A 24,911-nucleotide genomic window follows, 5' to 3' on the forward strand; every position below is an offset into this window, starting at 1 on the left:
CCGGGGTGGCCGTCAGGCGTCGACGAGAATATCCGTGTAGAGCTCGCTGGCGTCGGGTTCGGGGCTGTCCTGAGCAAATCTCGCCGATTCGTTGACGATATCGCGAATTTCCTTGTCGACAGCCTTCAGGTCGATTTCTCCCATGATATCGCCCTCGATCAACCTTGTCTTGAGCCCCTCGATCGGGTCGTGCTGCTCGCGCATCTTCTGCACTTCCTCCTTCGAGCGGTACTTGGCGGGGTCGGACATGGAATGACCGCGATACCGATAGGTCAGGGCTTCGAGAATGTAGGGTCCCTTGCCCGAACGGACATGCTCGATGGCGGCAACCGCGTGTTCATGCACGGCGCTGACGTCCATGCCATCCACCTGCTCGCCGGGGATGCCATATGCGGCACCGCGCTCGAACAGGTTCTGGCCGGCGGCCGCGCGGGTCGTGGATGTGCCCATGCCGTAACGATTGTTTTCGATCACGTAGAGGGCAGGGAGTTTCCACAGCGAGGCCATGTTGAAACTCTCGTAGACCTGCCCCTGATTGGCAGCGCCATCGCCCATGTTGACAACGCAAAGACCACCATCCTCGCGATATTTGTGGGCGAAGGCGATTCCGGTCCCCAGCGATACCTGGCCGGCGACGATGCCGTGGCCGCCGAAGAAGCGCTTGTCGACGGCGAACATGTGCATCGAGCCGCCCTTGCCCTTCGAGTAGCCGGTATTGCGACCCGTGAGCTCGGCCATGACCCGGCGGGGATCCATGTCGCAAACCAGCATGTGACCGTGGTCACGGTAGCCGGTGATGACCGAATCGCCATCGCTCAACGCGTGCTGGATACCTACGGCGACGGCTTCCTGGCCGATATAGAGATGGCAGAAGCCGCCGATCAGGCCCATGCCGTAAAGCTGGCCCGCCTTCTCCTCGAAGCGCCGGATGAGAAGCATGTCACGATAGAAGCGCCTGAGCTGGTCGGCATCGACAGCCTTGCTGTTCGAGCCCTCTTTCGCTGTTTGAACAGACGACTTCTTCGTAGACGAATGCCTGGTGGCTACCATGAAATTCGGCCTCCCCGGGATAGCTGATCGTTGTTGGCCATCGATCGCTTTGATCGGCGATACAAGAACAGTCCGACGACTCGGTACCTCTTTCTATGCATGTCTCCCATGCGTGTGATGCAAGGCTTGCCTTTCCCTATTTCCCGTCCGGTTGCTCGGGAACCAGAATGATTGCCTCATTGTGACCAACGTAACCCAACTTCTTCAATTCCTCTTCCAGCAGGTCGGGAGAGACATGATTTTCCTTCAACCCACCGACGCGGCGTTGCAGATCATCACGTCTGGCCTCGAGGCCGGCCAGTTCATGTCGTCTGATTTCCACCAGCCGAGATTGATCGATCCAGGCGAGCAAACCCCGTTCGCCATGAATCGCGTGGTATCCGAAATACGCAAGGACAAGGACCAGAACCGCAGTCGCTGAATGGCGACCAAGCGACTTGGAGAATTCACTTCCCATACTCGTTCATGCCGCCTGGCGAACCTTTCGGATCAGGTGGATATGGCAAGGGCCCTGCGCCCAGCATAGATTGCATTATCGCCCAGAAGTTCTTCGATACGCAACAACTGGTTATATTTTGCCAGCCGATCCGACCTCGACAGCGAGCCGGTCTTGATCTGGCCGCAATTGGTCGCCACCGCGAGATCGGCGATGGTCGAGTCTTCGGTTTCGCCCGAACGGTGGGACATGACCGAACGATAATGGTTGTCGGATGCCAACCTGCAAGTGTCGAGTGTCTCCGTCAGCGAACCGATCTGATTGACCTTGATCAGAATGGCGTTGGCAATTCCCTTGTCGATACCTTCCTGAAGGATCCGGGAATTGGTGACGAACAGGTCGTCGCCAACCAGTTGAATCTTCTTGCCAAGGCGCTCGGTGAGCGCCTTCCAGCCATCCCAGTCCTGCTCCGCCATTCCATCCTCGATGGACAGGATCGGGAATTTGGAGCACAGCCCTTCGAGCATGTCGACCAGTCCCGCCGCGTCGAGCGTCTTGCCCTCGCCCCTTACCTCGTAGCGACCGTTCTCGAAGAACTCCGACGAAGCGACATCCAGCGCGAAGACGACATCATCGCCCGTACGATAACCGGCTGCCGACACCGCCTTGTCGAGGAAGGCCAGGGCCTCCTCGGCACTGCCGATATTGGGCGCAAAACCACCCTCGTCACCGACATTGGTGTTGAGACCTTCGCTCGCCAGCGCCTTTTTCAGGCTGTGGAAGATCTCGACGCCCATGCGCAAGCCCTCGGAGAAGGTCGGCGCACCGACGGGCATGATCATGAATTCCTGGAAGTCGATCGGATTGTCGGCGTGGGCGCCACCATTGATGACATTCATCATCGGTACCGGGAGTACCCGGGCGGCCACGCCGCCGACATAGCGGTAGAGCGGAAGACCGGTGGCCTCTGCCGCTGCCTTGGCGACAGCAAGGCTTACGCCGAGAATGGCGTTGGCCCCGAGACGCTCCTTCGCATCAGTCCCGTCCAGCTTGAGCATGGCCGCATCGATAGCGCTCTGATTGACACCGTCCATGCCGAGAATCGCGTCCGTTATCTCGCCGTTGACAGCTTCCAGCGCCTTGGAGACCCCCTTGCCCTGCCAGCGTGATTTTTCACCGTCACGGAGTTCCAGCGCTTCACGACTGCCGGTCGACGCACCTGATGGAACAGCTGCGCGACCGGAGGCGCCATTTGCCAGTTCGACATCAACTTCGACCGTGGGATTACCCCTGCTGTCGAGTATTTGACGGCCGATGATGCTTACAATTTCCGTATCGTGCATGGTCATTTCGTTCCGACTTGAGGATCAGGCCAGTTGCGGTAACCTGCGTGCCTTTGACAGTTTGTCAAACGCCATGAGATCTTCCATGACGTCGCGCATCCGATTCAGGGGGACCATGTTCGGTCCATCGCTTAATGCCTGATCGGGATTGTCATGAGTCTCGATGAAGACTGCCGAGATACCGAGCGACACGGCGGCACGTGCCAGCACGGGAACAAATTGCCTCTGGCCACCCGAGCTGCCACCCTGACCACCCGGCTGCTGAACGGAATGGGTCGCATCAAAGACCACGGGCCAGCCTGTGGAAGCGAGCTCGGGCAATGCCCGCATGTCGGAGACGAGCGTGTTGTAACCAAACGACGCACCACGCTCGCATACCAGGATGCGGTCCGATCCAAAGCTTTCGAGCTTCTTCACGACATTGCGCATGTCCCACGGTGCCAGAAACTGCCCCTTCTTGACATTGATGGCCGCTCCCGTCCGGGCAGCCGCTTCCAGCAGGTCGGTCTGGCGACAGAGGTAGGCCGGTATCTGCAGAACATCACAGACCTCCGCCACAGGAGCCGCATGGGTCGTTTCGTGAATGTCCGTGATGACCGGGCGACCGGTCCGTGCCTTGATATCGGCGAGGACGCGCAGCCCCTTTTCCATGCCCACACCGCGCGATCCACCGATACTCGTGCGGTTGGCCTTGTCATAGGAAGCCTTGAACACCAGCGGCAGGTCGAGACCCGTTGCCAACTCGTCGAGTGCCAGCGCCATCTCCATGGCATGGGTCTCGCTTTCGATCTGGCACGGCCCGGCGATCAGGGCGAGGGGAAGATCGTTGCCAAAGCGAACGCTGCCGACCGTCACTTGGTGTTTTGTGGTTGTCATCGTCAAACCAGTATCGACTGTTCGCGCGCTGCGCGGATGAAGGCCTCGAATAGCGGATGCGGATCGAAGGGCCTGGACTTCAACTCAGGATGAAACTGTACGCCAACAAACCAGGGATGTCCCGGCAGTTCGACAATCTCGGGCAACTGGCCGTCCGGAGACATGCCGGAAAACCGCAGGCCGGCCTGTTCGAGCCTGTCCTTGTAGTTGATATTGACTTCGAAGCGATGACGGTGGCGTTCACTGATTTCCGCCCGTCCATATACTTCCCGCACGACGCTTCCTTCAGCCAGTGTACAGGGATAGGCACCCAGCCGCATCGTGCCACCCTTGTCGCTCTCGGCACTGCGGCGAACCTTTTCGCCGGCCACTTCCCATTCGGTCATCAGGCCGACGATCGGATCGGGACACGGGCCGAACTCGGTGGAGCTGGCACCGTTGATGCCGGCAAGATTGCGCGCGGTCTCGATGCAGGCGAGCTGCATGCCGAAGCAGATGCCGAGAAAGGGAAGTCCCCGTTCGCGGGCATAGGTCACGGCGGCGATCTTCCCTTCCGAACCACGTTCCCCGAAGCCGCCCGGCACGAGAATTGCGTTGACCCCCTGCAATCGGTCACTCGCCTCCTGATGGATGAAATGCTCGGCATCGATCCAGTCGGTGACAACCTTGACACGGTTGGCGATACCGCCATGCGACAGGGCCTCATTCAGCGATTTGTAGGCATCCATCAGGCCGGTGTACTTGCCGACGATGGCGACCCGTACTTCGCCCTCGGGACGTTCCTGCCGGCTGACGATCTCGCGCCACTGCGACAGATCGGGCGGGGTCATGGTGGCGAGGCCGAGAATCTTGAGGAGCTGAACGTCGAGCCCTTCCTCGTGATAGCGGATGGGGACTTCGTAAATCGACTTGCAGTCGAGAGCCGGAATCACGCATTCCGGATGCACGCTGCATTGCAGGGCGATCTTGCGACGCGCGTCCTGCGGAATTTCCCGCTCGGACCGGCACATCAGGATGTCGGGCTGAATGCCAATGCCGCGCAGTTCGCGGACACTGTGTTGGGTCGGCTTGGTCTTGAGTTCGCCGGCAGACGCTATCCACGGCACCAGTGTCATGTGCATGAAGGCGCAATGACCGCGGGGCAACTCGTTGGCGAGCTGGCGAATGGCCTCAAGAAAGGGCTGCCCCTCGATGTCACCCACCGTACCACCGATCTCGCATAGCACGATATCGGCGTCATCGACGTCATTGAGGATGAAATCCTTGATGGCATTGGTGATGTGCGGGATCACCTGAATTGTCCCACCCAGGTAGTCGCCCTGCCGTTCGCGAGTGAGAACTGTCCAGTAGATGCGCCCGGCCGAAACGCTGTCGCTGGCCCGGGCTGGAACACCGGTGAAGCGCTCGTAGTGACCGAGATCCAGGTCGGTCTCCGCACCATCTTCTGTTACGAACACTTCGCCATGTTGATAGGGCGACATGGTGCCCGGGTCGACATTGAGATAGGGGTCAAGCTTGCGGAGGCGAACCCTCAGACCCCGAAGCTGAAGCAGTGATCCCAAGGCTGCGGAAGCCAGTCCCTTGCCGAGCGAGGAGACTACGCCACCGGTTATGAAAACATAGCGTGCCATCAACCAGCAGTATCCAGCCATTGGTGGCAGGATGCAACCATCGTTGTTCTCATCAGGTCAGTCTTCTACTTGTCGGCGATAGGTGCGGCGGGCTTTTCAGGCTGTGCCGGTTCGTTCGTGGCCGCCGGCGCTTCCTGCGTTGCGGTGCCGGCATTTTCGAGAATCGAGGAAGGCCCACCGGAGTTGCTGGCGACAATCGCCAGAGCAAGACTGGTGACGATGAAGCAGGTTGCAAGGATTGCGGTCGTGCGCGTCAGAAGATTGGCGGTACCCCGTCCGCTCATCATTCCGCCCATGGTCGTACCGCCGAGCCCCCCGAGCGCTCCGCCTTCGCTTCGCTGGATAAGAATGACGCCAACAAGGGCAAGCGCGATGATCAGGTGGATCACCAGTAGAACCGTGCTCATGATATTCTCTCTTCCCGGGCCGACCCGTGCTCAGGCACCGCCGCCGGCCGTGTAGATACTCCAGAAACTGCCAACATCAAGACTGGCGCCACCGACCAGTACGCCATCGACATGATCGATCGACATGATGTCGGCAGCGTTGTCCGGTTTGACCGATCCGCCATAGAGCAGGGCCAATGGCTCGCCCTGCGTGCGCATTGCCGTCATGCCGGCAAGTTTGCCATGGATAACGGCAATCTCGTCGAGCGTTGGTGTGCGGCCCGTTCCGATCGCCCACACCGGCTCATACGCGATGACGACGCGATCTGCGTGGCAGCTTGCTGGAAGACTGTTGTCAATCTGACGCTGCAGAACCTCGATCTGTCGGCCGGCGACATAATCCGCCTCGGTTTCGCCGATACAGAGCACCGTCAGCAGCCCGGCCGCCAGGGCGGCTTCCGCCTTGGCCTTGACCACCGCATCCGTTTCGCCGAGCCCGTGCCGACGCTCCGAATGGCCGACGATCACGGACGTGGCGCCGATGTCGCGAAGCATCGATGCCGACACCGAGCCCGTATAGGCGCCCGACGCCTTCTCGTGGCAGTCCTGCCCCCCCACAACGATGTTGCTGGAGGCTACCCTGCGGACGACTTCGCCGATGATGGTCGCCGGCGGGAAGATGCCGAACGTCCCGCTGAGCGCCGCGGCGGCATCTGCGAGGCCACCCGCAAGCGCCAGTCCGTCGGAGCGCAGACCATTCATCTTCCAGTTTCCAAGAACGATCGGGCGTGGCAAAGCCATCGCGTCGGGCCTTTCCTTTCTGTGGAACCGCGGCTACCTATCACAGCCATTCATGGGTGGCCAGTGATAGGCTCGTCAAAACGAGAGTTTGCCGGTCGCCTGCGCCCGTCTATATGTTTGGCAGGCCATGACCGAGGCCGGAACATTTTTGCTCTGGTGAGGTTTGCCGGGGTCAGCGTCTCGCGTCGGGCGTTTCACTGACTGGTTTCCAAAAAAACGGATGGTGTTGGACGATGCTCGATGCGATGCGCAATCAGGCCTCCAGCTGGGTGGTTCGCGGACTCCTGGTGCTGCTGATCCTCAGTTTTGCGATCTGGGGCATCGGTGACGTGTTCTTCGGGCCGCGCGGGGGACAGACCATTGCGGAAGTGGGTGATCTCGAGGTCACCGGCACCGAGGTCAATCGGGAGTTCGATGACCAGATCAACAGGTTCCGTCAGCAGTTCAATACTCCCCTTGACCGTGGCCAGGCTGTCGCCTTCGGCCTGTTGAACCAGGCAATGCAGGCCAAGATCGCCCAACGGCTGGTGGATATGCACGGTCTCGACTTGGGGCTTGGTGTGGCCGACAGTTCGGTGCGTGCGGCGATCACCGAAAATCCCGTGTTCCGTGGCTCTGCCGGGTTCGATCGCGATCGGCTGGATGTGGTGTTGCGCAGCCAGGGCATGACCGAGGATGCCTTTATTGAGGAGGTCCGGGACGATCTCCGTCGGGCGATGCTGATCGATGCCGTCAGCGGTCTCGTCGTGATTCCCCAAGAGGAGGCCAGCCGTATCTACGCCTATCGCAACGAAGAGCGGCGCGGAACCGCCTTGCACCTGCTTTCAGCGGCCATCGTTATCGCGGATCCCGATGACAGTGTGCTCGAAAGCTGGCTCGACGGTCACAAGAACGAGTTCAAGGCGCCGGAATACCGTTCGGGGGTCGCGGTGGTCATCGAGCCCGAGAGTCTCGTCGGTGAGATCGATGTCACGCCGGATGAGCTCCAGAGCGCCTATGATGCGCGGATCGCATCCTTCACAACACCGGAAAAGCGCAAGGTCGGCCAGCTGCTTGCTCACGATGAGGCGGTAATCGGGAAGGCACGCGAGCAGATCGAGAATGGCGCGACGATGGCCGAGATTGCGGAAGCGCTCGCCGGCGAAGGCGTGTCCTACAGTTCGATCGGTCCGTTGGCCCGGCATGACCTGCCCGCATCGCTCGGCGATCCGGTCTTTGCGCTGCCCGACACGGAAAGCATCAGCGACCCTGTGCAGAGCGCCTTCGGCTGGCATCTTTTCAGGTTGATCGAGGTGGAGCCTGAAAAGGTCAGGCCTCTCGATGAGGTTCGTCAGCAGCTGCATGACGATCTGGCGCTTGAACATGCCCGCGCGCAGCTTCCCGATCTGGCCAATTCGCTCGATGACGAGGTTGCCGCCGGTTCCGATCTGGAGACTGCTGCCGGACAGCTGAATTTCCCGGTCGTCAAGCTCGACATGGTTGACCGCAATGGCGAGCATGCCGACGGTTCTCCTCTGGATAATGACACGATCAGTGGAGATGTGCTGGGTCGCTTCTTTTCCGGAGCCCGGGGTGAGACATCGTTGCTGGAGCAGACCGACGACGGATATCTCATGTATCGTGTCGATTCCATCGATCCGCCGCGCGACCGCACGCTGGACGAGATCCATGACAAGGTGCTTGCCGCGTGGAAAGCCGGGCAGCAGCAGAAGCGGGCGATGGAGGATGCGGCCCTCATCGTCGAGCGACTTCACGCCGGCGCAACGCTTGAGGCGATTGCCGCGGAAAAGGGCGATGCCGCGACGCTGGTCGATATCGAGCCGGTCAAGCGCAATGCCGATCCCGCCGCGGCCGGCATCAATGCCGAGGTGCTGGCCACGTTGTTCGAACTGGAACAGGGAACCGCGAGCACCAAGCCCATCGATGTCGGCGATGGCGCCGTCATCGTGCGCGAAGACGAGGTGATACCTGCCGCAGAGCCGGAATCTCTCGACCCGCTGAAGGAGGAACTGCGCATGCAGGAGCAGAATGACCTTCTGGTGCAATACGAGCAGGCCCTGCGCCATCGCTATCCGGTCCAGATCAACGAGGCCGCGCTGAGGGCGCTGGCCACAGCCTTGAGCCCAACGCAGTGAGTACATTCCCCGATCGGAAGAGTTTCGCGACGCAGTATGATACCGGAAGGCCGCAGGTCGTCTGGACCTCGCTTGTGGCGGATCTCGAAACCCCTGTCTCGGCCATGCTCAAGCTGGCCGAAGGACGCCCCTACAGCTTTCTGCTCGAAAGCGTGGAGGGAGGGGCCACGCGTGGCCGTTATTCGATTATCGGCATCAAGCCGGACCTGATCTGGCGGTCACGCAGCCAGCGCGTCGAAATCAATCGCCGTGCGCGGTTCGACCTCGATGCGTTCGAGCCGGTGCCCGGAGAACCGCTTGATTGCCTGCGTGCACTCATGATCGAATCGCGCATTGAGCTGCCTGCGGAACTTCCTCCCATGTCGGCGGGCCTCTTCGGGCAGATGACGTACGACATGGTCCGTCAGGTCGAGCGCCTGCCCGAGAAGAATGCCGATCGGCTTGATTTGCCCGAGGCGGTATTCATGCGGCCGACATTGGTTGCCATCTTCGATAATATCGAGGATCGGGTAACTGTCGTGACGCCGGTCTATCCCTCACCGGAGATGTCCGCCGACCGGGCTTTCGAACTGGCCAGGGAAAGGCTGTCGGATGCGGTGGCCGACTTCAGTCGCGGCATCAATCCGAGCGGTGCGCGAATGTCCTCGCCGCACCCCGAGCCGGTCTCCAACATGACTCGCGAGACCTTCAAGGAGATGGTCGAAAAGGCGAAGGACTATATCCTTGCGGGCGACATCTTCCAGGTTGTGCCGTCGCAACGCTTCGAGGTTCCGTTCGAATTGCCGGCCTTTGCGCTCTATCGCGCCCTGCGGCGGCTCAACCCCTCGCCATTCCTGTTCTTTCTGGAACTGGACGGATATACCCTTGTGGGGTCGAGCCCGGAGATCCTCGTGCGGTTGCGCGATGGTGTCGTCACCATCCGTCCGCTGGCCGGAACCCGGAGGCGGGGCCGAGATGCTGACGAGGACAGGGCATTGGCCGAAGAGCTGCTGACCGATCCCAAGGAGCTGGCGGAGCACCTCATGCTGCTTGATCTCGGTCGCAATGATGTCGGCAGGGTGGCACAGGTCGGTAGTGTCGAAGTTACCGAACAGATGCAGATCGAGTACTACAGCCATGTGATGCACATCGTTTCGAATGTGCAGGGACGCATCCGGCCCGAACTCGATGCCATCGATGCGCTGATGGCCGGCTTTCCCGCCGGGACGGTTTCCGGCGCGCCCAAGGTTCGCGCCATGGAGATCATCGAGGAACTGGAACCGGAGCGTCGCGGTTTCTACGCCGGAACGGTGGGGTACATCTCGGCTGACGGTGACATGGACACCTGCATCGCCCTGCGTACCGGCCTGGTCAAGGATGGCAAGCTCTACATCCAGGCGGGGGGAGGCGTCGTCGCGGACAGCGACCCGGATGCCGAGTTCGAGGAAAGTGTCAACAAGGCAAAGGCGCTGGTTCGCGCTGCCGAGGAAGCCGTCCGCTTCGCTCAACGCAGCCGCTGATTCCCGGCAGGAGGGCGCGCCGCTTCAGGATGTCCTTCGTCTTCGGCGCTCGTTGCGGTCGCGCTTGTGGCTTTCCGCGGCATCGGTGGGCGTGGTAATGCTGCCCAGCCGGAGCTCGACAGCATCGACATCGGGCATGTCCCCGCGCGGTGTCTCGTCGAGGGCCTTTCGCATCGCCGCCAGGTGGATTCCGGCCGTGCCACAGCAGCCACCGATGATCACCGCGCCGGCATCGCGGGCCATGACCGCATAGGTCGCCATGATCTCGGGCGTGCCCGAGTAGTGGATATGGCCATCGCGATATTCCGGAATTCCGCAATTGCCCTTGGCGACAATCATGTCGTCAGCGTGTTCCAGGCGGTTCATTCCGAGGATTGATCCCAGCAATTGGGCCGGACCGATACCGCAATTGGCGCCGAATGCGGCTGGTGGGCGGGCCAGCGTGCGGGTGAAAGCGAGGGCTGTGTCGGGCGTGAGGCCCATCATCGTGCGACCGTTCGTGTCGAAACTCATGGTGCAGACAACCGGCAGGCCCGTTGCCGAGGCGCCTGCCACCGCCGCTTCGAGTTCTTCCGCCGATGACAGCGTCTCGCACCACAGGATATCGACCCCTCCGTCGGCGAGAGCCCTGGCCTGTTCGGCGAAGGCTGCTGTCGCATCGGCGATGGAAAGGGTGCCGACCGGTTCAAGAATCTCGCCTGTGGGGCCCATCGATCCTGCTACCAGCACGGGCCGGCCGGCATGATCGGCCACGGAGCGCGCAATTCTCGCGGCGGACGAATTCAGTTCGGCGACCCGATGCTGGGCATCATGCAGCGTCAGGCGCATAGCGTTACCGCCGAAGCTGTTGGTGAGAATGATGTCGGAACCGGCTTCGATGAATTCACGGTGGGCGTCGGCAATACGATCGGGGTGCTCGACATTCCACAGTTCGGGACTGTCGCCAGTTTCCAGACCACGCCGGAAAAGTGCGGTTCCCATTCCGCCATCGGCGAGCAGCACGCCCCGGTCTTCGAGCATGGATTGCAGCTTGTTCATCATTTCACCCTTGCGCGCCTTCTCGGCCGGCTGTCGGCGGCACTCGTCCGTCCACGTGCGCGGCGCCTCTCGCGCAGGTCATTGACGATGGTCAGTCGTTCAGTGTTGTCGGCATAAGGCCAACGGGCAATTTCCCGTGCCGTCCGCAGACAGCCCTCGCATTGGCGCGTCTCGCGGTCAAGTCGGCAGATGCCGATACAGGGGGAGGGAATGTCGGGGAGGTCGCTCACCAGCGCCGCTTTCACAACAGTACAGAATCGAGCCATACCGGTCGGACGCCTCCATAGACGAGATGCCGTGCTTGCGAAAGGCATTCCGCCGATGGCCTGCATTCCCATACGGCACATCTCCCCGGTTCGGGGAAGGACGACGCCTCCGGTTGACATTCAGGTGAAGGTCGCCATTTGCCCGGTACGCTGCTAGAACCGCGTCGCGTGTCTGTTGCAAGCATTACACGGTTCGTCATTGTCAACGAGAAGGATAAATCCAGCCATGCTGGACAAGACCTATCATGCCCGTGAGGCCGAGCAGGCGATTTACGAGCGGTGGGAAAAGTCGAATGCATTTGCGGCCACGCCGTCGGGCAAGGCTCCCTTCTGCGTGATGATGCCGCCGCCGAACGTGACAGGCTCGCTGCACATGGGCCATGCGCTGGACCAGACCCTTCAGGACGTCCTCACCCGATATCATCGCATGAAGGGCCATTCGACCCTGTGGCAACCCGGCACGGACCATGCCGGAATTGCCACGCAGATGATGGTCGAGCGCAAGCTGGAGAGCGAGGGCACGAGTCGCGTCGCTATCGGCCGCGAGAAATTCCTCGAAGCGTGCTGGGAGTGGAAGGAAGCCTCGCAGGGCAATATTCTTGGACAGTTGAGGCGTCTCGGCACGTCGCCCGACTGGACCCGCGAGCGCTTCACCATGGATGAGGGATTATCCAGGGCGGTATTGAGGGCCTTTGTCCAGCTTTACAAGGAAGGGTTGATCTACAAGGACAAACGTCTGGTCAACTGGGACGTCAAGCTCAAGACGGCCGTCTCCGATCTGGAGAGCGAGGCAACCGAGGTTCAGGGCTCGCTGTGGCATTTCCGGTATCCGGTGGAAGGAGAGGAGGATCGTTTCCTCACGGTGGCGACCACCCGGCCGGAAACGATGCTCGGCGACACAGGTGTCGCGGTGCATCCGGATGACGAGCGGTTCAAGGATCTGGTCGGCAAACATCTCGTTCTGCCGCTGGTCGGGCGGCGCATTCCAGTGGTTGCCGATGAGCATTCCGATCCGGAGAAGGGCTCGGGGGCGGTCAAGATCACGCCGGCCCACGACTTCAACGACTTCGAGGTCGGCAGGCGCCATGGCCTCGAAGCCATCAACATTCTCGATCCCGACGGCACATTGAACGACAGCGTACCGGAAAAATACCGGGGCATGGATCGATTCGACGCGCGCAAGGCCGTGGTCGCCGACATGGAAGCGCTGGGGCTGCTGGACAAGGTCGAACGGCATTTGCACACTGTCCCGCATGGTGATCGTTCAGGCACGCCTCTTGAGCCATTCCTGACCGACCAGTGGTATTGCGATGCGATAACCCTGGCCAGGCCGGCGATCGAGGCGGTCGAGAGCGGCAGGACCGTCATCGTTCCGCAGATGTTCGAGAGCACCTATTTCGAGTGGATGCGCAACATTCAGCCCTGGTGCATTTCACGACAGCTGTGGTGGGGACATCAGATACCGGCATGGTACGGTCCCGACGGCGGGATATTCGTCGAGGAGTCGGAAGCCGAGGCGCTGGCGGCAGCGGAACGACACTATGGCAGGCCGGTCGACCTCGAACGCGATCCGGACGTGCTCGACACGTGGTTCTCTTCCGGTCTGTGGCCCTTCTCGACACTGGGATGGCCCGATCAGACACCGGAGCTGAAGCGGTTCTATCCGACCAGCGTTCTTGTTACCGGTTTCGATATCATCTTCTTCTGGGTCGCCCGGATGATGATGATGGGCCTCCATTTCACAGGTGAGGTACCGTTCAGGCACATGCTGCTCCACGGGCTCGTCCGCGACGAGAAGGGGCAGAAGATGTCCAAGACGCGTGGCAATGTCATGGACCCGATCGAGATGATCGACGAGTTCGGAGCGGATGCCCTGCGTTACGCGTTGATGGCGTCAGCCCCGGTGGGGCGTGACGTCAAGATCGGCAAGCCACGGGTCGAAGGCTACCGGAACTTCATCACCAAGCTGTGGAATGCTTCGCGCTTCGTCCAGATGAATGGCGGCGAATTTTCCGAGAGTTTCGATCCTGCAACCTGTAATTATCAGGTCAATCGATGGATCGTCGGCGAGACGGTCCGGCTCAATATGGCCGTCGACGCGGCCATGGAGAGCATGAAGCTCAACGAAGCCGCGACCGCCATCTATCAGTTCACATGGGACCTGTTCTGTGACTGGTATGTCGAAATGGCCAAGCCCGCCTTCTCGGGCGAGGACGAGGCGCTCAAGGTCGAAACCCGGTCTGCGGCCGCCTGGGTGCTGGCGAAGGTCCTGCACCTGATGCACCCGATCGCACCCTTTGTCACCGAGCAGCTCTGGAAGGAGTTGTTCGGTCGCGAAGACATGCTGATCCGTGCGCAATGGCCGGAGCTGCCCGCCGCTCTGGTCGATGCGCAGGCCGAGGCCGAGATGCGCTGGCTCATACAGGTTGTCGGTGCCATTCGCGCTGCGCGCAGCGAGCTCAATGTTCCCGCATCGGCAAAGTTGCAGCTTGAAGCCTACGGTGCATCAGCCAGGACCGGCGAGTGGCTGCGACGCCATCGCGAAGCTCTCATGCGACTGGCCCGGTTGGAAGATATTGTCGAGGGTGCCGGCAGTGTTCCCCCGAACACTTTGCAGGTGGTGGTCGACGAGACGACCTTTGCCATGCAGGTGGCCGATTTTGTCGATCTTGCTGCCGAGCGCGGCCGCCTGCAAAAGGAATGGGGCAAGGTCGAGGCCGACATCATGAAGATCGAGAAGAAGCTCGCCAACGAGAGCTTTCTGCAACGCGCGCCCGAAAGCGTGGTCGAGGAACAGCGCGAAAGGCTGGAATCGGCATTGCAGGCCAAAGGCAGGCTCGAGGCGGCGATCGAGCGGATCACGTTCTGAAGGAGAGGGCTGGTCATGTCATCCAGCATCGTTGCCAGCGCAGCTGACGCGCGTACCGTCCATGTCATCGACAGGGACGGTTTTGACCAGTTGAAACAAGGGCTTCCGTCGCTGGCCCGTGGCTGGCTGGACACGACAGGTTTCAAGCCCCGGCCGCAATCGGCGGCCTACTGGCCGGACGAGACCGGCCGCGCCGGTGGAGCGGTGCTGGTCTGTTCGAGCCCGGTCGAGCCCTGGGATGCCTCGATGCTGCGTTCGGTTCTGCCCGACGGGACATGGAAGCTCGATGATCCAAAGGGACTGCTGCCACCGTCGGAGGCGGTGTTCGGCTGGATCATGCAGGGATATGGCTTCGATCGATACAAGTCGAAAGGTGCAGATGGCAGCGAGCAGTTCCTTTGCGTCCAGCCTGATGCCGATGTCAGGCGGATGCAGGATCTCGCCGGCGCGATAGCGCTCGGCCGCGATCTGGTCAACACGCCGGCCAACGACCTTGGGCCCGCGGAACTGGCGGATGCTGTCTTGTCGGTTGCCGGAAGGCACGGTGTGGTGGCGAGGACCATCGTCGGCGATGCATTGCTCGAACAGAACTTTCCGCTGATCCATGCAGTCGGCGCTGCCAGCAACCGGGCACCCCGGTTGATCGACATGGTCTGGGGCAACGAAGCCCATCCGAAGGTGACCCTTGTGGGCAAGGGTGTGTGCTTCGACACGGGCGGTCTGGACCTCAAACCGGCCTCGGCCATGGGTCTGATGAAGAAGGACATGGGCGGTTCGGCTGCGATGCTGGCGCTGGCGGATGCGATCATGTCGGCACGGTTGCCGGTCCGGCTGCGGCTGCTGGTTGCCGCTGTGGAAAACAGCGTGTCGGGGAATGCCTTCCGACCGGGCGATGTGTTCAAGAGCCGCAAGGGCATTACCGTGGAGATTGGCAATACCGACGCCGAGGGGCGATTGATCCTCGCTGATGCCCTGGCATTTGCCGATGAGGAGGAGCCGGAGATCCTTGTCGATGCGGCGACCCTCACGGGGGCGGCAAGGGTGGCGCTCGGCCCCGATCTGCCGGTCCTTTTCGCCAATGACGACAAGCTCGCGGCCGATATCCTGCTGGCCGGAGAGACGTGTGCCGAACCCCTGTGGCGCCTGCCCCTGCATCAACCCTATCGTCGGTTGATCAAGGGCAAGACGGGTGACATCGACAATTCGGGGACCAAGCCTTTCGCCGGCAGCATCACGGCGGCCCTGTTCCTTGAAAGCTTCGTCGAGAAGGCGAAATCATGGGCGCATCTCGATGTCTATGGTATCAATGGCGACACGCGTCCCGGCCGGCCGGCTGGCGGCGAGGCCGTGGCCGTGCGAGCCCTGTTTGAAATGTTGCGCAATCGTTACGGAGACGTCGCTTGAGTCGTCAATCGCCGGGCCGTCGGAGCGACTATCTGTATTTCAGCGAGATCAACACCCGCTGGATGGACAACGATATCTACGGTCATGTCAACAATGTCGTCTATTACAGTTTCTTCGATACTGCGATTGCCCAGCTCCTGATGAGCCGTGGCGGGCTCGACCCATGGTCGGCCGGGGTCGTCGGCATGGCCGTGGAAAACGGCTGTCGCTATCACAGCTCGATTGCCTACCCGGACCGGGTCATCGCCGGTGTGAGGGTTGCACACCTGGGAAACAGCTCGGTACGGTACGAGATTGGCATCTTTCGCAACGATGACGATAGTGCCGCAGCGGAAGGTCATTTCGTTCATGTCTTCGTGACCCGGAACGACCAGCGGCCAACGCCCATACCCGGGGGTATCCGTGAAGCTCTCGAATCGCTGACGAGGTCCGTTCCTGCTGGCTGACAGGCGAACTCTTCGCGTCCGATGGCGGAAACACCGCAGAAAATGCATCAGCGGTCGGGCCCTCGGTCTGCAACCGGCACGACATAGGGACCCTCGGGGATCACGGCGATTTCGCTAACTCCGTGACGCTTCAGGCTTGCGGCCAGGGCTGCGCTGATGTCGGGTGCATGATCGACCCCGGTCATCGCTTGCGCCCTTTCGTCGAGACCGTCGCTCACGAGAGTCACGCGGCCCGCTCTCATGGCCTTGAGCTGCATCTGTGTCTGCCACTCGTCGATATCGGCCAGCGGCTTCCCTTCGATGCTCGACCAGAAGCCGTTCACGCCGAGCTCCACGAGCCTTTGCTGGGCTTGTGCAAAGTGTGGCGAGCCGATGCCCTCGCTGCATTGCGAGGCAATGATGAGATCGCCACCCTCGGCAAGGATACCCAAGGCCCCCACCATGCCCTTGACGGTCTGATAGTAAGTCTTGTCGAGAGGGTAGCCGGCGGAACTCGTGACCACGACCTTGTAGCGGCGCGGAATGTGTACCTCGGCGAAACGGCTCACGAAGGCGACGGCTTCAAGATGGGAGCTGACGATTTCGCCGAAGTTGACGAAGGCCAGGCGGCGTTCTTCGTCGATGACCGTGTTGAGAGCCAGGGCTCCACCAAGCATTTTGACGATGGCGAGCTGTTCTTCATGCAGCGGGTTGCCGTCGAGGTTGCAGTTGCGTGCGGCGGGATCGCTCATGAAACGGCTGTTGTGAAAGGTGGTGATCGTGTCCTTGTGCGCGACGCCTGGGGCGATCACCTTGCGCCCTCCCGACCAGCCGGCCATGAAATGCGGTTCGACGAGACCGGTGGCGATCTTGAGGTCGGCCTCGACCAGCCGGCGGTCGAGCCTGACCGGAACGCCGCGGCCGGGCGTGTGACCGAGATCGACATGATCCTCGTCGCGCTCGGCGAAGTGGTTGGCGACGGTGACGTGGTCCATGACCCACCGATCGCCAACCAGTTCGGCCAGTTCATCGCCTTCGTTGGGACGGTGCAGGCCGGTGGCGACGAGTACGGTGATGCCGGACGCGGGCAGGCCGGCATCCATGAGACGGCGGATCAGCGGCCGAAGGAAAAGATGATTGGGAACGGGGCGGGTAATGTCGCAAATGAGGATGCAGGCCGATCGCCTGCCTGTCGCGAGTTGGCCGAGCGGGGCGAGCACCTCGTCGATGGCCGCCTCCGGATCGTCCAGCACGGGCATTGCCTGCTTGTTGATGACATGTGCCGCGATGCCCTGGGGAATCTCCACGGCGAGAGTGCCGCGGCCATAAAGAAGCTCGATCGCCATGGTTGTGTTCTCCCCGTTCCGTTGCGCATGTCCGAACTGATGCGGACATCCTGATCCTTCGCCATTGTGCCTGCTTACCCTTGCGGGCGCCATCCATGTTCGATAGAGCGCATGCGTCTGGGGAGAAATGGTGTCGGAGGCTCGAATGCTGCGCAACGGTGGTCGCATTCTCATTGATCAATTGCTGCTCAACGGTGTTGATCTCGCGTTTGGCGTGCCGGGAGAAAGTTACCTGCATGCGCTGGACGCCATGTATGGACAGAATGCGTTCAAGTTCGTGATCTGCCGCCAGGAAGGTGGTGCGGCGATGATGGCGGAAGCCTGTGGCAAGCTTACCGGCCGACCGGGCATTGCCTTTGTCACCCGCGGTCCCGGTGCTACCAACGCGACAGCCGGGCTGCATATCGCCATGCAGGATTCCACTCCGATGATCCTGTTCATCGGACAGGTGGGGCGCGGCATGATCGAGCGCGAGGCCTTTCAGGAACTGGATTATCGACGCTTCCTGTCACAGGTGACGAAGTGGACTGCCGAGATCGACGATCCGGCGCGAATCCCCGAATTCGTTCATCGGGCCTTCATGACCGCCACCTCGGGCAGGCCCGGCCCGGTGGCGCTGGCTCTGCCGGAGGACATGCTGGCCGAGGAAGCCGATGTCGCCGACGGAAAGCCTTTCGTGACGGTGGAAGCGTGGCCGTCACCCGGTGACATCGAGGCGGTTGCCGAAGCGATCGCAGGGTCCGGGCGGCCCCTGCTGCTGCTTGGTGGCAGCGGCTGGGACGAGAAGGCATGCGCCGACATCGCCTCGTTTGCGGACAGGTTCGACATGCCAACAGCAGTCGGATTTCGTCGTGCCCATCTGATGGACAACACGCATCGCTGCTACATGGGGGATGTGGGCATCGGTGCCAATCCGTCGCTGCTGCGCCGGTTGAACGAAGCGGACCTGCTCATCGTGCTGGGATCGCGGCTTTCGGAGATGACTACCGACGGTTACACCCGTATCGGTCTTCCCCTGCCGACCCAGAAGATGATCCACATCCACAACGGTGCGGAAGAACTGGGGCGGGTCTATCAGGCTGAACGGGCCATTCTCTCCGGCACGAGGGCCATGGCCGCGGCACTGGCGGAGTTGACGCCGCCGGTCTCACGTCCATGGGCGCCGACGCTGGAGCAGGGCCGCAGGGATTATGACAGCCATACCTCTGCGGTCGTCATACCCGGCGATGTCCAGATGGGCGAGATCATGGCATGGCTCAACCAGAGGCTGCCGGCCGACACGATCGTCACCAATGGCGCGGGCAATTATTGCACGTGGCCGAACCGGTTCTACCGCTACCGCAGCTTCGGCAGCCAACTCGGTCCGACGTCGGGTTCGATGGGTTACGGACTGCCGGCGGCTGTGGCGGCCAAGCTGCGCTGCCCAGAGCGGCCTGTGGTCTGCTTTGCCGGTGACGGGTGCTTCATGATGCATGGACAGGAGCTGGCGACTGCCATGCAGTATGGCGTGCCGTTCGTCACCATTCTCGTCAACAACGGCATGTATGGCACCATCCGCATGCATCAGGAGCGGGAATATCCCGGACGGGTACAGGGAACGGACCTGAGCAATCCTGATTTCGTGGCGCTGGCGCGCGCCTATGGCGGTTTTGGCGCCAGGGTCGCGCGCACCGACGAATTCGCATCGGCCTTCGAGGCCGCGGTGGCGTCGAATTTGCCGGCCGTCATCGAGGTGATGATCGATCCGGAGGCCATCACGCCGAAGCTGACCATCTCCCAGATACGCGAAGGCGCGCTGAAGCGCTGATCCCGCCGGAGACCTGACCAGAATCGCGATGTTCAATCGGTAAGGAAATTTTCCCGTGGATTTTAACAATGTCGATGTGAACCTGTTCGCAAAACTGCTGTTGTTGATGCTGATCGGGCTTGGTCCGAAGATCGCCCTGGTACCGTTCATCGAGAAAACCCAGGGTTTCGAGCCCGCGATCCAGCGGGAGATCGGTACCCGCATGGTGATCGTCGCCGTGGTGACAGCATTGATCCTGTTTGCCACCGGCTGGCTGCTGCTGCGGATGTTCCATATTTCCGCGGGTGCGGTGGAGATCGCCGGCGGGCTTGTCCTGATGCGGTTGGCCCTGGGCATGGCCGTGGGCCCGACAAGCGAGGTGGTGCGCGAGGTCGAGGGGAGGGCGCCGCCGACCGATCCCATGAAGCTTGCGCTCTATCCGCTGGCCATCCCCTATCTGCTCAATCCCGTGGGGATCAGCGTGCTGATCGTGGCTTCCAGCAATGTCAGCAATGTCGGCGGTGTCCTGCTCGTGATCTGCGTGGTGCTGATGATTGGAGGATTCGACCTGCTGGTATTCCGCAACATGGACAAGATAGCCAAGCGGTTACGTCCCACTGTGCAGATTGTCTCCGAAGCGGTTTTTGGCATCCTGCTTACCGCTGTTGCCATCCAGCTCATCGTCACCGGCCTCAACGCGTTCGGCATTGTCAATCTGGGCAGTCACTGACAAGGGCTCGCTCGCAGCCGTCGGCCACGCCGGTCTCTGCCCCTGATCTGTGCCGTTGCCGCGAACTTCTCCAATCTCGTCCGGATCGTCGGACCCTTTCGCCTCGTCGCCATTCATGGTGTATTCGGTCGAGCGGACCAGAGGCCGCGGGTATCATGGGAGATGTCATTGTCGGGTCTGCTCGGTCAATGGCAGGTCTGGGCCGTACTGGCCGCGTGCTTCGCGGCACTTACGGCGATCTTCGCTAAAGTGGGGATTGCTGACGTCGGCTCGGATTTCGCCACCTTGCTGCGGACGGTCGTCATTCTCGCGACGCTCGTCCTTATCGTCGTTGGCACCGGTCAATGGCAGTCGCTCAACTCGGTTCCGGGAAAGAGCTATATCTTCATCATCCTTTCGGGGCTCGCGACGGGCGCGTCATGGCTTTGCTATTTCCGGGCGCTCAAGCTCGGCGAGGCGTCGCGAGTGGCCCCCGTGGACAAGATGAGTGTCGTACTGGTGGCACTGTTCGGTGCTCTTTTTCTTGGTGAACGGCTCGGCACGATCAACTGGCTGGGCGTTCTCCTGATCGCGGCGGGAGCCGTACTCGTCGCGTGGAAGCCCTGACAGTGGCTTGGTGACGCCGCGGCAGCCACGGTGAAGTATCGGTCTGGTGCTGTTGCATTGCAGCACGATCCGGCACGCAGTGTTGCCGAAACGGGCTCCGTACCCTTGCAGGGTGGCACTTGGAGTCACAGTTCTATAGATTGCCGTCCGATTGCCGCCCTCGTTGCCGAAAGTGCTTGCGTCCATGGAAAAGTCACGACACGTCAAGGTCCTCATCATCGGGTCGGGGCCGGCCGGCTACACGGCAGCCATCTACACCGCCCGCGCCGGGCTTGATCCGTTGCTGGTGCAGGGCTTGCAGCCTGGCGGGCAGCTCTCGATCACCAATGATGTCGAGAATTATCCGGGCTTTGCCGAGGCCATTCAGGGGCCGTGGCTGATGGAGCAAATGCAGGGGCAGGCGGAAGCCTGCGGTGCCGAGGTGATGTTCGATCTTGTGAGCGAGGTCGATCTGAACGCGACTCCGTTGCGGGCAAGGACGGATGGTGGCATCGAGATCATGGCCGATTCGGTGATCATTGCCACCGGAGCGGTGGCTCGGTGGCTGGGGCTGCCGAGTGAACGGGCCTATCAGGGGCACGGTGTTTCGGCCTGCGCAACCTGTGATGGCTTCTTCTTCCGCGGCAAGCGGGTCGCGGTAGTCGGTGGCGGCAATACGGCAGCCGAGGAGGCGCTTTATCTCGCCAATCTGTGCGAGCACGTCACGATCGTTCATCGGCGCGATGAATTCCGCGCGGAGAAGATCCTTCAGGAACGCGTTTCCAAGACTGAAAATATCGACGTCGTATGGAACCATGTGGTCGATGAGGTGCTGGGTGTGGATGAACCCAGATCGGTCACGGGGCTGCGGCTGAAACATGTGCAAGGCGGCGAGACATCCGAGATTCCGGTCGAGGGGGTGTTCATTGCCATCGGTCATTCACCCGCGACCGAACTGTTCAGGGGCCAGTTGGCGATGGATCGCGAAGGTTATCTGATCACCCGCCCCGACAGTATGGCAACCGAGGTCGCCGGTGTGTTCGCCGCAGGTGATGTGCAGGACAGGATTTACCGCCAGGCGGTGACGGCTGCCGGCACCGGCTGCATGGCCGCACTGGAGGCCGAACGTTATCTATCTCAACATCAGGACGGTTGATGGAGTGGTCGTGCTCGGATCGGGAACCGCACAATCCTGTGATCGGGCGCCCGCAGGGCGGGTGAGGACGTTCCGCTGATCATGGGGTTCGGGCACTCTCGTCCGTGCGGGGCTGGACTGCAGGGATGATGGCTCGCGGCGCATTCGGCAACCTGCCAGAACGGATTGACATATGCTTGATTGGGACCGTGTCAGGATTTTCCATGCCGTAGCCGGGGCAGGCAGCTTCACCAAGGCCGCCGACCGGCTGGGGCTCAGTCAGTCCGCCATCAGCCGCCAGATCGGTGCTCTGGAGGAGGATCTGGGAGTTTCCCTGTTCCACCGGCATGCGCGCGGCCTGCTGCTCACGGAACATGGCGAGATCCTGCTGGAGACCGCCACGGCCGTGGCCAGGCGCATGGCGTCGATGCAGACCGTGCTGGGAGAAGTCCGCAATACCGCCAGCGGTCACCTGCGTGTCAACACGACCGTGGGAATTGGCACGGTATGGCTGGTTTCGCACCTAGCTGAATTCCGTGAGCTCTATCCCGAGATCAGCATCACGCTGGTTGCCAGCGATTCCGACCTGGATCTGTCGATGCGCGAGGCAGATGTCGCGATCCGTCTTCAGCAGCCGACGCAATCGGACCTGATCCAGCGCAAGCTGATGACGGCGCATACCCACATCTATGGCAGCAAGGCGTATGTCGCCAAGCATGGAAGTCCGGCCAATGTTGATGAGCTCTCGAAGCATGAACTCATCGCCTACGGTGACGATTGGCAGCCGCCCGTTTCCGGTTTGAACTGGATCCTCGAAGCGGGAATGGATCTTGCCGAAAGCGAGCGGCGGACGCCGACCCTCAAGATCAACAATGTCTTTGGCATGCTTCGAGCGACCGAATGCGGACTGGGGCTTGCCTCGCTGCCGGATTACCTTTGTGCTCAGAGTCCGCAATTGCAGCGGGTTCTTTCCGATATCGAAGGGCCGGGATTCACCGCCTATTTCGTCTATCCGGAAGAACTGCGTTCATCCCGTCGGGTATCGGCGTTCCGCGATTTTCTGCTGGAAAAGGTCGCTGCGCAGCCCGTCTGGTAGCGTTTTGCGCAATGCAGCAAAAAAATATTGCGGTGCCGACAGAAGGTTGCTCTATCTTGGGCTATCTTCCAACCATATGATTTTCCTGAGAAAATTCAGATTGCTTGAATGAGTTGATGTCGCATTCGGGAAGCCATGCAAAAACTGCAAGGCAGACTTTACAAAAAAAGGCTGGTGGTAGGTGATGGAGCTGGCTAATTATTGCAGTGCAGCACGGGTGGAGCCTCTGGACACCCTGCTGAGTTCTCCGGGTTCGGAGAGCGGAAGCGAATGTTGGAGTTCGCTCCAGAGCTGGTCCCTACGGGACCATCTCATCCAGACGTTTAGCCTCCCTGATCTACTTGGCCGGGTCTTCGGACCCGGCTATTTTTTTCAAGCTCGGCTACGTCTGCAAGGGGCTATAATTGGCTCGGCATATTTCCGTCAAGCGGGAAATCTGTGCAGAAATGATGATATTAGCCTATAGATTGAATTTGCCCGACTCGGATTGCGTCTTCACATGAAAAGCTTCTCGGATTTCAGGCCCGCATAGAGGTCGGCTACCTGTTCCCCGTATCCATTATAAATCCGGGTGGGGACGATTTCATTGGTTCCCAGTATCTGTTCATCGGCCTGGCTCCAGCGGGCGTGTGGAACGTCCGGATTGATGTTCGCCCAGAAACCATACTCGGATGCCTGGATTTCTTCCCAGAAGCTCACTGGGCGTTCGTCGGTGAAACTGAAGCGCACGATGGATTTGATCGACTTGAAGCCATACTTCCAGGGTACGGTCAGTCGCAACGGGGCACCATTTTGCCGGGGCATCGGTTTGCCGTACATGCCGGTGGAGATGAATGCGAGTTCGTTGCGGGCTTCTGCCATCGTGAGACCTTCGACATAGGGCCATGGATACCAGAACTGCAGCTGTCCGGATGCCACGCTGGAATCCTTGAAGGTCTCCATGCGAAGATATTTCGCGCTGCTCAGCGGTCGCGCCATGTCAATCAGTGCGCGCAGGGGAAAACCTGTCCAGGGGACAGCTATCGACCAGCCTTCGACGCAGCGATGCCGGTACAGGCGCTCCTCGACCGGCATCTTGCGGATCAGGTCTTCGGCATCCAGCGTCATCTCCTTGTCGACCATGCCGTCGATCACCACTGCCCAGGGGCGGAGTCGAAGGCTCTGGGCGGCCGAGGCGATCCGCTTGTGTGATCCGAACTCATGAAAATTGTTATAGGAGGTGACGAGTGCCTCGTCGGTAATATCCCGATCGAGGGTAAATGCGGGATTGCGCCTTGCCGGGTAGATTTCGGGGGCGATCGGAGGCTCGTCGGCGACGCCGGAGCCGCATCCCTGCAGGGGGGTGAGCAGCGATCCGACCGCAAGGCCCTTGAGCAGGGCCCGGCGATGCAGCCACACACCTTCGTCGGTTGCCTGGTTTTCGTTGATTTCCCAGCTTTTTCGACTTTTTGTCAGCATCGTGTCCACTCACTTCGCGGCAGGGAACTCCAGATGGCAGGTTGACGTCATTAGCGCCGTTGCCCGTTCCGCGCAAATCAAGGGGACGCGATGGAACCGTTGTTGGCCTTTGCAAGAGCGGCAGCCAGCTGACGGGTTCGCGCGAGCATGGAATAAAGACCGTTCTGCCGGCCGGGAGTAAGCATCCTGCCTAGGCCGATGCTCTCGAACACGCGTGTCTCACTGTCGGCAACAACCTGCGGCGGGCGATTGTCGTAGAGGCGCAGGACCAGGGCGATAAGTCCCTTGACGATGACGGCATCGCTGTCGGCCGTGAGGCGCATCTTGGCGCTGGTCATGTCGAGATCGGCGGTCAGCCATACCTGACTCTGGCAGCCGCGCACTCTCGATGCCTCCGTTTTCAATGCATCGTCCATTGCCGGCAGTTCCCTGCCGAGTTCGACGATATGCTCGATCACCTCGCGCGCATCCTCGAAGAACTCGAATTCCTCGATGATCGCGGCCTCTTCTTCGGCCAGTGTCGGCTGCTGCTGCATTGCTGGATCGACGTCCCTCGTTCTCAAGCTGTGTCGCCGGTCATATGTTGCGATCCGCCGACGCGTCAATAAAGGAGCCG

General features: G+C 61.0%; 22 protein-coding genes. 10 read left to right on the plus strand and 12 right to left on the minus strand.

Annotation, left to right across the window (positions count from 1 at the left end; genetic code table 11):
- Positions 1-12 precede the first annotated feature (12 nt).
- The 7 genes from pdhA to H6851_06175 form a co-directional block, all read right to left on the minus strand.
- Positions 13-1,050 (minus strand): pyruvate dehydrogenase (acetyl-transferring) E1 component subunit alpha, encoded by a 1,038-nt coding sequence (gene pdhA / locus H6851_06145; GenBank protein ID MCB9943188.1) that lies wholly within the window; start codon positions 1,048-1,050, stop codon positions 13-15.
- A 136-nt stretch (positions 1,051-1,186) separates the two neighbouring features.
- Positions 1,187-1,507, minus strand: coding sequence for a septum formation initiator family protein (locus H6851_06150; protein ID MCB9943189.1), 321 nt, complete (start codon positions 1,505-1,507; stop codon positions 1,187-1,189).
- Positions 1,508-1,539: 32 nt separating this feature from the next.
- Positions 1,540-2,829 carry a phosphopyruvate hydratase gene (gene eno / locus H6851_06155; GenBank protein MCB9943190.1) on the minus strand — a complete coding sequence of 430 codons (1,290 nt, stop codon included), beginning with the start codon at positions 2,827-2,829 and terminating at the stop codon, positions 1,540-1,542.
- A 24-nt stretch (positions 2,830-2,853) separates the two neighbouring features.
- On the minus strand, positions 2,854-3,705 hold the full coding sequence (kdsA, locus tag H6851_06160) for a 3-deoxy-8-phosphooctulonate synthase (GenBank protein MCB9943191.1): 852 nt from the start codon (positions 3,703-3,705) through the stop codon (positions 2,854-2,856).
- A 2-nt stretch (positions 3,706-3,707) separates the two neighbouring features.
- Complete coding sequence (locus H6851_06165; GenBank protein MCB9943192.1) at positions 3,708-5,336, minus strand: CTP synthase; 1,629 nt, start codon at positions 5,334-5,336, stop codon at positions 3,708-3,710.
- A gap of 65 nt (positions 5,337-5,401) precedes the next feature.
- Positions 5,402-5,743, minus strand: coding sequence for a preprotein translocase subunit SecG (gene secG / locus H6851_06170; protein MCB9943193.1), 342 nt, complete (start codon positions 5,741-5,743; stop codon positions 5,402-5,404).
- 30 nt (positions 5,744-5,773) lie between these two features.
- The gene (locus H6851_06175) at positions 5,774-6,523 is read right to left on the minus strand and encodes a triose-phosphate isomerase (GenBank protein ID MCB9943194.1); all 750 of its coding nucleotides are present in this window, start codon (positions 6,521-6,523) and stop codon (positions 5,774-5,776) included.
- Between the two features lie 233 nt (positions 6,524-6,756).
- On the opposite strand from H6851_06175, the gene H6851_06180 reads away from it, so the two are divergent.
- Together H6851_06180 and H6851_06185 are read left to right on the plus strand one after the other, a co-directional pair.
- On the plus strand, positions 6,757-8,658 hold the full coding sequence (locus H6851_06180) for a peptidyl-prolyl cis-trans isomerase (GenBank protein ID MCB9943195.1): 1,902 nt from the start codon (positions 6,757-6,759) through the stop codon (positions 8,656-8,658).
- Positions 8,655-10,157, plus strand: coding sequence for an anthranilate synthase component I (locus H6851_06185; protein MCB9943196.1), 1,503 nt, complete (start codon positions 8,655-8,657; stop codon positions 10,155-10,157). Before H6851_06180 ends, H6851_06185 begins: the two co-directional genes overlap by 4 nt.
- A 24-nt stretch (positions 10,158-10,181) precedes the next feature.
- Here the strand turns inward: H6851_06185 and bmt are convergent, their stop codons facing one another.
- Together bmt and H6851_06195 are read right to left on the minus strand one after the other, a co-directional pair.
- Positions 10,182-11,198 carry a betaine--homocysteine S-methyltransferase gene (gene bmt, locus H6851_06190; protein MCB9943197.1) on the minus strand — a complete coding sequence of 339 codons (1,017 nt, stop codon included), beginning with the start codon at positions 11,196-11,198 and terminating at the stop codon, positions 10,182-10,184.
- Positions 11,195-11,461, minus strand: a complete 267-nt coding sequence (locus H6851_06195) for a DUF1289 domain-containing protein (GenBank protein ID MCB9943198.1) — start codon at positions 11,459-11,461, stop codon at positions 11,195-11,197. Before H6851_06195 ends, bmt begins: the two co-directional genes overlap by 4 nt.
- Before the next feature lie 226 nt (positions 11,462-11,687).
- Here H6851_06195 and H6851_06200 point away from each other — a divergent pair, with 226 nt between their 5' ends.
- From H6851_06200 to H6851_06210, 3 genes are read left to right on the plus strand one after another with little or no spacing between them, the layout of a single operon-like run.
- Entirely contained in the window at positions 11,688-14,330 is a 2,643-nt protein-coding gene (locus H6851_06200) for a valine--tRNA ligase (GenBank protein MCB9943199.1), read from the plus strand.
- Positions 14,331-14,345: 15 nt separating this feature from the next.
- Positions 14,346-15,734 carry a leucyl aminopeptidase family protein gene (locus H6851_06205; protein MCB9943200.1) on the plus strand — a complete coding sequence of 463 codons (1,389 nt, stop codon included), beginning with the start codon at positions 14,346-14,348 and terminating at the stop codon, positions 15,732-15,734.
- Complete coding sequence (locus H6851_06210) at positions 15,731-16,180, plus strand: acyl-CoA thioesterase (GenBank protein ID MCB9943201.1); 450 nt, start codon at positions 15,731-15,733, stop codon at positions 16,178-16,180. Before H6851_06205 ends, H6851_06210 begins: the two co-directional genes overlap by 4 nt.
- A gap of 47 nt (positions 16,181-16,227) precedes the next feature.
- On the opposite strand, the gene larA is transcribed toward H6851_06210, so the two are convergent.
- Positions 16,228-17,505 carry a nickel-dependent lactate racemase gene (gene larA / locus H6851_06215; GenBank protein ID MCB9943202.1) on the minus strand — a complete coding sequence of 426 codons (1,278 nt, stop codon included), beginning with the start codon at positions 17,503-17,505 and terminating at the stop codon, positions 16,228-16,230.
- 145 nt (positions 17,506-17,650) lie between these two features.
- Between larA and H6851_06220 the strand changes: the two genes are divergently transcribed.
- The 5 genes from H6851_06220 to H6851_06240 all read left to right on the plus strand — a co-directional run bounded on the left by H6851_06220 (position 17,651) and on the right by H6851_06240 (position 22,837).
- Positions 17,651-19,312, plus strand: coding sequence for a thiamine pyrophosphate-binding protein (locus tag H6851_06220; protein MCB9943203.1), 1,662 nt, complete (start codon positions 17,651-17,653; stop codon positions 19,310-19,312).
- A gap of 55 nt (positions 19,313-19,367) precedes the next feature.
- Entirely contained in the window at positions 19,368-20,021 is a 654-nt protein-coding gene (locus H6851_06225) for a MarC family protein (protein MCB9943204.1), read from the plus strand.
- Between the two features lie 162 nt (positions 20,022-20,183).
- A complete protein-coding gene (locus H6851_06230; GenBank protein ID MCB9943205.1) occupies positions 20,184-20,627 on the plus strand; it encodes an EamA family transporter in 444 nt (147 codons plus the stop codon).
- A gap of 184 nt (positions 20,628-20,811) precedes the next feature.
- On the plus strand, positions 20,812-21,762 hold the full coding sequence (gene trxB / locus H6851_06235) for a thioredoxin-disulfide reductase (protein MCB9943206.1): 951 nt from the start codon (positions 20,812-20,814) through the stop codon (positions 21,760-21,762).
- Positions 21,763-21,934: 172 nt separating this feature from the next.
- Positions 21,935-22,837 (plus strand): LysR family transcriptional regulator, encoded by a 903-nt coding sequence (locus tag H6851_06240; protein MCB9943207.1) that lies wholly within the window; start codon positions 21,935-21,937, stop codon positions 22,835-22,837.
- Positions 22,838-23,332: 495 nt separating this feature from the next.
- Here the strand turns inward: H6851_06240 and msrP are convergent, their stop codons facing one another.
- Both msrP and H6851_06250 read right to left on the minus strand, forming a co-directional pair.
- Positions 23,333-24,295 (minus strand): protein-methionine-sulfoxide reductase catalytic subunit MsrP, encoded by a 963-nt coding sequence (msrP, locus tag H6851_06245; GenBank protein MCB9943208.1) that lies wholly within the window; start codon positions 24,293-24,295, stop codon positions 23,333-23,335.
- A 77-nt stretch (positions 24,296-24,372) separates the two neighbouring features.
- Positions 24,373-24,831 carry a SufE family protein gene (locus H6851_06250; protein MCB9943209.1) on the minus strand — a complete coding sequence of 153 codons (459 nt, stop codon included), beginning with the start codon at positions 24,829-24,831 and terminating at the stop codon, positions 24,373-24,375.
- Positions 24,832-24,911 lie beyond the last annotated feature (80 nt).

This window comes from Geminicoccaceae bacterium, from assembly GCA_020638465.1.
In the GTDB taxonomy this organism is placed as follows: Bacteria; Pseudomonadota; Alphaproteobacteria; order Geminicoccales; family Geminicoccaceae; genus JAGREO01.

Bases quoted from the DNA above. Each gene is read 5' to 3' on its own strand.
- H6851_06205 (MCB9943200.1), top strand. From the start codon at position 14,346: ATGTCATCCAGCATCGTTGCCAGCGCAGCTGACGCGCGTACCGTCCAT.
- H6851_06175 (MCB9943194.1), bottom strand. From the start codon at position 6,523: ATGGCTTTGCCACGCCCGATCGTTCTTGGAAACTGGAAGATGAATGGT.
- bmt (MCB9943197.1), bottom strand. From the start codon at position 11,198: ATGATGAACAAGCTGCAATCCATGCTCGAAGACCGGGGCGTGCTGCTC.
- H6851_06195 (MCB9943198.1), bottom strand. From the start codon at position 11,461: ATGGCTCGATTCTGTACTGTTGTGAAAGCGGCGCTGGTGAGCGACCTC.
- trxB (MCB9943206.1), top strand. From the start codon at position 20,812: ATGGAAAAGTCACGACACGTCAAGGTCCTCATCATCGGGTCGGGGCCG.
- H6851_06230 (MCB9943205.1), top strand. From the start codon at position 20,184: ATGTCATTGTCGGGTCTGCTCGGTCAATGGCAGGTCTGGGCCGTACTG.
- H6851_06165 (MCB9943192.1), bottom strand. From the start codon at position 5,336: ATGGCACGCTATGTTTTCATAACCGGTGGCGTAGTCTCCTCGCTCGGC.
- msrP (MCB9943208.1), bottom strand. From the start codon at position 24,295: ATGCTGACAAAAAGTCGAAAAAGCTGGGAAATCAACGAAAACCAGGCA.
- secG (MCB9943193.1), bottom strand. From the start codon at position 5,743: ATGAGCACGGTTCTACTGGTGATCCACCTGATCATCGCGCTTGCCCTT.
- H6851_06180 (MCB9943195.1), top strand. From the start codon at position 6,757: ATGCTCGATGCGATGCGCAATCAGGCCTCCAGCTGGGTGGTTCGCGGA.
- larA (MCB9943202.1), bottom strand. From the start codon at position 17,505: ATGGCGATCGAGCTTCTTTATGGCCGCGGCACTCTCGCCGTGGAGATT.
- eno (MCB9943190.1), bottom strand. From the start codon at position 2,829: ATGCACGATACGGAAATTGTAAGCATCATCGGCCGTCAAATACTCGAC.
- H6851_06200 (MCB9943199.1), top strand. From the start codon at position 11,688: ATGCTGGACAAGACCTATCATGCCCGTGAGGCCGAGCAGGCGATTTAC.
- kdsA (MCB9943191.1), bottom strand. From the start codon at position 3,705: ATGACAACCACAAAACACCAAGTGACGGTCGGCAGCGTTCGCTTTGGC.
- H6851_06220 (MCB9943203.1), top strand. From the start codon at position 17,651: ATGCTGCGCAACGGTGGTCGCATTCTCATTGATCAATTGCTGCTCAAC.
- pdhA (MCB9943188.1), bottom strand. From the start codon at position 1,050: ATGGTAGCCACCAGGCATTCGTCTACGAAGAAGTCGTCTGTTCAAACA.
- H6851_06240 (MCB9943207.1), top strand. From the start codon at position 21,935: ATGCTTGATTGGGACCGTGTCAGGATTTTCCATGCCGTAGCCGGGGCA.
- H6851_06250 (MCB9943209.1), bottom strand. From the start codon at position 24,831: ATGCAGCAGCAGCCGACACTGGCCGAAGAAGAGGCCGCGATCATCGAG.
- H6851_06150 (MCB9943189.1), bottom strand. From the start codon at position 1,507: ATGGGAAGTGAATTCTCCAAGTCGCTTGGTCGCCATTCAGCGACTGCG.